Genomic DNA, 7116 nt, shown 5'->3' with positions numbered 1-7116 from the left:
TGTTCAAATGGCGATTCAGCGTTTAATTGGTTTTGGGAAAAAAGAAGAGTTTAAGGAAATTTTGGCAATTTTAAGAAAGCAGAATCCTGATAGGATAAGGGTTCTGTGAAATTTGTCGTGTACAGAGAATCATGTATTAAAGTTGGGAGTTATAACCTTTCAATTGATAACACGCTCAACAGCACATGACATTAACCGTTTTGTTAATTCATTTTAAAGTGACAATGTGACAACAGTTTTTCTCTCATTCTAAAATTTTTCAAGCAGCAATCAATCGAAGAGAAGTCATAAAACTGTAGCCGTTAAAAGCTTAAAAATCTTTATTTACTCATTGACTCTAAAGCTTTCTGTGGCTTTTGACAAATGGAAAAATAGTTTTGAATAAATGGTTAATTCGATGAATCAAGTTATTGAATTTAAATTATTTGTTTATATATTTTGTTTTAATATTTTATCGATGAATTAAACTCAAATATATCGCTATGATAGGTAGAACAGGATGAAATATTTAAACCCATATTTTTATTATGGATTTTGGCCTTAATATAGGTTTTTTTAGCTGATTCTAGTTAATGAAAGACATTTTTATGTTGTTAATATTGCAGAGTTTTTCAACATTAAAGACATTATTTAATACTTAAAATAAGCTAAAAATAGAGCTGAAGAAATATTGGCAAGTGGTCTAAGTTGTTTTAGAAAATTGTAAATAAATTCTTTATGGGGTGATGGTGGGCACACCTATCTTTATTGTTGTCAGGTCAGGTGGTGTCACTCCAGCTTGAATCGATTCCTACATCATATTAACATACTAGGCAACCTTACGTGATCGCATATCGTAGTTGAGGGGGTTAATGGCGAACCCATTTTGACCTCGGGATATATTTTACTCCCAAAAGGATAAGCACTAAAACAAGACTGGACCGTATTGGCATGAGCACATGGCACGACTATGTGGCTGATACAAGTGCTCCTTCAAGTGATTATACAATGGGCCTGTATATAGTTTGCAACTAGTCATAGATGGTGCAATCGACAGTTGTTTGAGGCATGGCTATGTAGTGGTTGCAACAGATTATAAGGACTGGGTAAGCCAAAACTGCACCCTCATATGAATGTAGTCAGTTAAGTTTATAATTTGGTGCATTCTGTGCGTGCATTGCATTCTTGGAAGCCGAGGCAATTTAGTAAAGACTGGATGCTGACGGGGCGTAGTCAAGGTGGTGCAGCTGCTATTGCGGTTGCAGCTCAGGGACAAAAAGATGCGCTTGAATTGAATCTTAAAGCTGCAATACCCTTGGCACCGGGTGGTTATCAATATGAATGTATTGCTGAATACGTAGAAACCAATCCAAATCCAGATACCAATGTAGCGGCATTTTTCCCAATCGTGTTGTTGGGAGCAGCCGCAGCAGATCCATCGATCAATGTAAATCAACTGGTTAGTCCAGATATGCGGTCTTTATTAAATCAGGCCCGTAAACGCTGTTTGTCAGAACTACAAACTGAGTTAAAACAAGCACCTCAGCCAATCTTTTAAAAAATTCAGACTTAAGGCCATCCTTAAGCTATTTAAAACGGCAGTCGATTGAATATAAGACCCTAACCGTAACACTGATGTTTGTTTAAGGCGCCGCAGACCATTTACTCGATCACCTTGGTACTCAAAGTTATTACCAGAAATTGTGCAAATAAAAATTGCCAGTAGTCTATCAGGCGATCCCAAATGGCTATCATCGGGGTGCATTAGGCCATAGTCCAAAATATACGGCTGAATTTTTAAAGAGCTTACAACTGGCCAGCATTGCAAAGGCGTATAAATGAGATAAGTAAGCTGGCAATAAAAGCTTAACTTCTAAAGCACTTTTATTGAAGGATGAACCAAGTGATGAATGATTTTCTTCTACCGTAAAAATGAATTTCCTAAATATCTAAAATAACTGGTTTAAGAGCCGGGTTTTTTTTGTAAATAACATGACTTTATTTTATTCACCGATGCATTTGAAACGTCATTAGACTTGTCCTCGAAGTCTAATCGCGCAACATATGAATTATATCTCGCTTTAATTCATCCCATTCAGTAAAGTTGGGTACGATCAACAAGCTTTGCGACACAAAGCCATAACACACTCTTTGTATATTTAAAGCCATTGGCTTGAGCTTTTCCTCGTTATTTATAAAAGGCTTAAGCATGTGTTGCCACATTTGCACCATCATGACATAACTTTTACGGTAACTTTCAATATCTGAAATCCGCCGTTCCAATAAAAACACCTGTGACCATAAAAACTGCTGCGCTTGAATTTGCTCAATTTGAAAGTGGATGATTTGCTGTAAATACTCTTGAAAATCCAAATCTGTGGATAACTTCATCAGCGATTGTGCATAAGTTTTCATCTGTTCGGCATTGTGTTTCACATGCAAATGAATGGTTAGCGCAATCAAATCTTCCTTCTTGGAAAAATATTCATAAAATGTCCCTAAGCCAACGCCTGCAAGGTCGGTAATTTCACGAATGGTAATTTTGTCGGCAGGGCGCTCATGCAAAAGCCGAACAAAACTTTCCTGTAAGGCTTCTTGGGTGAGCTTTGCACGTGATTGACGAGGCTTACGCCGTATCTGAATGGCTGAATTCTTCATATTGTTAAGCGCTGAAAACCGAACGTCTATGCTTTAAATTTTCTCTATACTGAAATGAAAAGCAAACAAGAACAAGTGGAAAATATAGACGATGAATACATTAGAACAGCCATGGATGACGCATCAAATCAGCAACCAATTTGATGAACTAGAAAACTACAATCTATTTTCAAGCGATACGGTTTTACATGAAATCTTAAAACGCTGCAGCAGCCATGATCAGCCGACTTTATGCGAAATGGGCAAAGTGGCAGGTTCGAGTGAATACTTTCAGCATGGGGCTTTAGCCAACAAACATACCCCAATTTTACATGCCTTCGATGCGCGAGGCCGCCGTACTGACTTTATCGAGTTTCATCCTTCATGGCATAAATGGATGGGACTCAACCGCCAGTTTGATACCCATGCACATCCATTTAATCAGCCAAATTCCAAGGCAAAATGGGTGGAATGGGCAGCACGTTTTTATTTAGCAGGTCAGGTCGAGTGCGGCAATTTATGTCCAAATTCAATGACACTCGGCAGTATTCCACTCATTCAGCGTGAACCTGAACTGTGGGCCAAAATTGGAGAGAAACTACTATCGACTGAATATGATGAACGCGATGTACCGATTGCGCAGAAAAAGTCGATTTGGCTCGGTATGGGCATGACTGAAAAGCAGGGCGGTTCAGATGTACGTGCTAATGAAACTATAGCTGTGCCTATGGCAGAAACAGGACGAGGCAAAGCTTATTTGCTGACAGGGCATAAATGGTTTTTCTCTGCACCAATGTGTGATGCGCATTTGGTGGTGGCAAAAACCGAACAAGATGGCTTGGCTTGTTTCTTTGTGCCACGTTGGTTGGAAGATGGCACGAAGAATAATATTCAGGTGCAACGCCTAAAAGAAAAAGTCGGTAACCGCAGTAATTCAAGCTCGGAAGTCGAATTCAAAAATGCGTGGGGCATTATGATTGGTGAGGCAGGGCGTGGCATTCCAACCATTATTGAAATGGCGAATTACACCCGTCTGACCTGTTCGGTCGGTTCGAGCGCCATGCTGCGTCAAGCTTTGGTGCAATGCATTGCCTATACCCGTCAGCGTCAGGCTTTTGGTAAACATTTGATTGAACAACCCTTAATGCGTGCAGTTTTGGCAGATTTGGCTTTAGAGAGTGAAGCAGCGACGCAGCTCAGTTTCCATTTGGCGCAGTGCTATGAATCAGATGATGCCTTGTCTGTGGCATGGAAACGCATTATGACCCCAGCAGCTAAGTTTTGGATTTGTAAACGTGCAGTCGAACTAACTGGTGAGATGATGGAAGTCTTTGGCGGCAATGGCTATGTTGATAACGGCATCATGGCGCGCATTTTTAAAGAAGCACCTGTGAATACCATTTGGGAAGGTTCAGGCAATGTTATGTGCCTAGATGTGCTGCGCGCGATTGGGCGTGATCCTAAATCTATTGAGGTGCTGTTTAAAGATTTGGCCAGTACAGCAAGTACAGATGAAAGCTTGCAAACAGAATTGCAGGACTTGTTCAGGTTGTTCCATCAATCGCCTGAAGATTTACAATTTATGGGGCGTAGCCTAGTCAGCCGTTTAACGGTACTTGCACAAGCGGTGTTATTGAAACGCTATGCGCCTGATTATGTAGCAAATGGTTTTATTCAAAGCCGTTATAGTGCGAAATACGGGCAAGTGGTGGGGATGTTGGATGCCAAAATGGTCGATGTAGAGCGTTTGTTGGAACGGGCTTTCGCAAGTTAAATACAATGTATTTCCCTCTCTTAATGGGAGAGGGTTTCGGAGATGGGAATAATGTGGGAAAACAATTTTTTATGGACATGGGACTAACTACGCTGTATCAAAAAGCCATAGGAAAGTGCTTGAAAAAATCTAAAAATAGACCAATATATGCACTACAGCACGAAGGTGCTGTATAGGCAAAAGGTGAATGCAAATGGCAAAGAAAAAAGTCCTGCCAGAAGTTGAAGTTCGCAACTTCGTGGCAAAACACATGAATGATTTTAACAAAAGCCAAACTTTTGTAGATCGAAAGAAAAATGCGAAACGTGGCTATGACAAGCATAAAAAAGGGAGATACTCAAATGACTATCTCCCTTTTTATTGGTCTGTATTTTTATAATTTAACTGACTATTCGTGTCGCTGATTTCACCATATCACCTAGACCATGAGTCTTAAAGTAATACTCCATTAAGCTTTTCACCATCAGTGGATTATTCATGCTTAAGGCACGATCCAAGAGCTCTTTTGCATCTGGCATCGGCACATGGCAGATGGCTTTACGAACTTTCAGGATATTACTCGAACTCATCGATAGGGTATTAAAGCCCATTGCCATCAATAAAATAGCGGTGAGTGGATCACCAGCCATTTCCCCACAAATACTAATCGGCTTGTCGTATTTATGACATTCTTGCACCAAACGAGTCAGCGCACGAAGTACGGCTGGGTGTGAGTGTGAATAGACATTGGCAACACGTGGGTTATTACGGTCAACCGCAAGTAAATATTGGGTTAAATCGTTTGATCCCACTGAGAAGAAGTCAACCAATTCAGCAAATTCATCGATCTGTAACAGCACACTCGGTACTTCGACCATGATGCCGATTTTGGGTTTGGTAATTTTCACCTGTTCTTCTTCTTGCACCGCTTGCCAGTCACGATCGAGCAAATACAACGCTTCTTCGACTTCGCTGACACTGGTCACCATCGGCAGCAAAATATGCAAGTTGTTCAGGCCAATACTGGCTTTGAGCATGGCACGAATTTGGGCTGAAAAAATCTCAGGATGATCGAGGGTAAAGCGAATCCCACGCCAACCCAGTGCAGAGTTTTCTTCTTCAATCGAGAAATAAGGTAGGTCTTTATCTGCACCAATATCGAGGGTACGCATCACTACGGGTTTATTGGCAAAATGACTGAGCTGTTGACGATAAATCGCGCGCTGTTCTTCTTCACCTGGGAAGCGATCACGCAGCATAAATGGAATTTCAGAACGGTATAGACCGACACCTTTGGCGCCACGTTGTACACCGCGAACTACATCGATCATCAAGCCTGTATTTACAAACAATCGAACCGCGACGCCATCAGGGGTGATGGCATCTTTGGTTTCGTATTGCTTCAGATCTTTAGCAATTTGCTCTTCTTCTTTTTGAATCTCTTTATAACGTGTGCGTAAACGACGAGGTGGATTGATGAATACACGACCTTGATGTGCATCGACAATCATTTCGACATCATCGAGGGTGTTAATTGGCAGTTCAGTCACACCGACTACAGTTGGAATGCCGAGGGCACGCGCCACAATCACCATGTGTGAGTTCATGGCACCTTCAGTGGTCACAATCGCTGCGATTTTATCGACTGGGAGTTCAACCAAAGCAGCTGTAGAAATTTCCTCACCAATTAAAATACTTTCATCGGTGATTTCACGGTGACTAGCATCTGCTTCTTGCAAAAAGGCCAAGATACGACGCCCCAGATCTTTTAAGTCTGAAACACGCTCACGGAGATAGTCATCTTCCATCTGTGCAAAGAGCGCAATGTGTTTATCAATGACAATGCGAACAGCACCTTGTGCCCAGTTACCGTCGCGAATTTCACTTTTGATTTCCGCGGGGAGGGCATTGGCATCGAGCATCCGTAAGAACACGCTAAATAATGCGCGTTCTTCAGCCATGAGGGCATCTTGCATTTTTTCATCAAGCGACTGAATTTCTTGGCGAACTGCGTCTATGGCATTGTCGAGTAATTCGAGTTCCTCACTAATGTCATCGGCTTCACGATCAGGGACTGACGCCAAGTCAGCAGGTGGATATAGGATAACTGCTCGACCTAGGGCAATACCGCCTGAACCTGAAATGCCTTGGAAGGTTTTGTACGCTGGCAGATTATTCGGCTTACGAAAGACTTCGATATTGCCGACGGCATGTGCATGAGCAATCACCCCTGAAAGTTGAGCGCATAGGGTCACGAGGAAGGATTCGGCAGCTTCGCTAAAGTCTTGAGGTTCTTTGTTTTGAACCACCAAGACACCCATAACTTTACGGCGATACATTACCGGAACACCGAGGAAGGAATTGTAAATTTCTTCTCCCGTTTCTGGCAGATACATAAAGCGTTCGTGTTTGGGAGCATTGTCTAAGTTGACGATTTCTTCACGTTGTCCAACTAAGCCGACCAAACCTTCACTGGTATGCAAAGAGACATGCCCAACGGCTTCAGGGTTTAAACCCTTAGAAGCCATCAGTAAATAACGATGGTTTCGTTCATCAAGCAAGTAGATTGAGCAGACATCCACATGCATGGCTTCTGCCACTTGATTGACCATTATGTCTAAAGATTCATGCAAACTGGCTGACGCATTAATCTCTTGGACTATGCGTCTTAATGTATCCAGCTGCATGTTCGACATCGTGTCTGCTCCAAAATTTATTCTGCTTTATTTATAACAACACTCATCCTA

General features: G+C 41.7%; 5 protein-coding genes. 3 read left to right on the top strand and 2 right to left on the bottom strand.

Translation table 11 applies throughout. The features are described from left to right. Positions 1-1147: 1147 nt before the first annotated feature. Entirely contained in the window at positions 1148-1537 is a 390-nt protein-coding gene (locus tag FTV27_RS17345) for a hypothetical protein (protein WP_180077941.1), read from the top strand. Between the two features lie 491 nt (positions 1538-2028). Here FTV27_RS17345 and FTV27_RS08195 read toward each other — a convergent pair whose 3' ends face one another. Next, entirely contained in the window at positions 2029-2637 is a 609-nt protein-coding gene (locus tag FTV27_RS08195; RefSeq protein WP_111884098.1) for a TetR/AcrR family transcriptional regulator, read from the bottom strand. Positions 2638-2728: 91 nt separating this feature from the next. Between FTV27_RS08195 and FTV27_RS08190 the strand changes: the two genes are divergently transcribed. Both FTV27_RS08190 and FTV27_RS08185 read left to right on the top strand, forming a co-directional pair. Continuing rightward, positions 2729-4390 (top strand): acyl-CoA dehydrogenase family protein, encoded by a 1662-nt coding sequence (locus FTV27_RS08190; protein WP_180077939.1) that lies wholly within the window; start codon positions 2729-2731, stop codon positions 4388-4390. A 193-nt stretch (positions 4391-4583) separates the two neighbouring features. Beyond that, on the top strand, positions 4584-4769 hold the full coding sequence (locus FTV27_RS08185; protein WP_078192875.1) for a hypothetical protein: 186 nt from the start codon (positions 4584-4586) through the stop codon (positions 4767-4769). A gap of 1 nt (position 4770) precedes the next feature. Here FTV27_RS08185 and ptsP read toward each other — a convergent pair whose 3' ends face one another. After that, complete coding sequence (gene ptsP / locus FTV27_RS08180; RefSeq protein ID WP_180024480.1) at positions 4771-7065, bottom strand: phosphoenolpyruvate--protein phosphotransferase; 2295 nt, start codon at positions 7063-7065, stop codon at positions 4771-4773. Positions 7066-7116: the final 51 nt, after the last annotated feature.

Origin of the sequence: Acinetobacter sp. YH12251 (assembly GCF_013417465.1) — a bacterium.
Taxonomy (GTDB): Bacteria; Pseudomonadota; Gammaproteobacteria; order Pseudomonadales; family Moraxellaceae; genus Acinetobacter; species Acinetobacter amyesii.
This window is presented reverse-complemented; position numbering and strand designations above follow the sequence as displayed.